At 45.9% G+C, this 809-nt stretch carries 1 protein-coding gene; it reads left to right on the top strand.

Annotated features, from left to right (window positions below; genetic code table 11):
• On the top strand, positions 1–809 hold an 809-nt coding region (locus A3729_RS27230), incomplete at both ends, for a PHP domain-containing protein (protein WP_156498163.1).

The raw sequence follows: 809 nt of genomic DNA on the forward strand, positions 1-809 counted from the left end.
AAAGCGGTCATCACGAAAGAGTGGTTGAAGGAAGCATCAGAAGGTCTGATTGTTTTGTCCGGTGCGAAAGATGGAGAAATTGGCCGTGCTTTGTTGGCTGGGAGAGAAGACCTTGCTGTTGAGCTCTTGGAGCACTGGATGTCGGTTTTTTCTGATAGTTTCTACCTTGAACTTCAGCGTACTAATCGCCCTAATGATGAGGAATGCGTTCATCTGAGTGTTGCGCTAGCCGAGAAGTTATCGTGTCCGGTTGTTGCGACAAACGATGTGCAATTTCTGGCTGAGTCTGATTTTGAGGCTCACGAAGCCAGGGTTTGTATTTCAGACGGTGAAACACTCGATAACCCAAACCGGGAAAAGCTCTATAGTGACGCTCAGTACCTTAAAAGTGCTGACGAGATGTTGGCCTTATTCGAAGATATTCCCGAGGCCGTTGAAAACACGATAGAAATCGCTAAACGCTGCAATGTGGAAATTCGTTTGGGCGAGTACTTTCTGCCTCAATATCCCGTGCCTGAAGGCATGACAATGGATGAGTTTTTTCGCAAGCTTTGTCATGACGACCTGGATGAGCGCTTAAAAGTAATTTTGGCTAATTGTCCTGAAGACGAGCTTGAGGAACGGCGAAAACCTTATCTGGATCGCTTGAAATTTGAACTCGATATCATTCTTCAGATGGGGTTTCCCGGCTATTTTCTGATCGTAATGGACTTTATTAAATGGGCGAAGGATCATGATATCCCTGTTGGCCCGGGTCGTGGTTCAGGTGCTGGTTCACTTGTTGCATATGTATTGAAAATTACCGACCT

The organism is Oleiphilus sp. HI0043 (assembly GCF_001634935.1).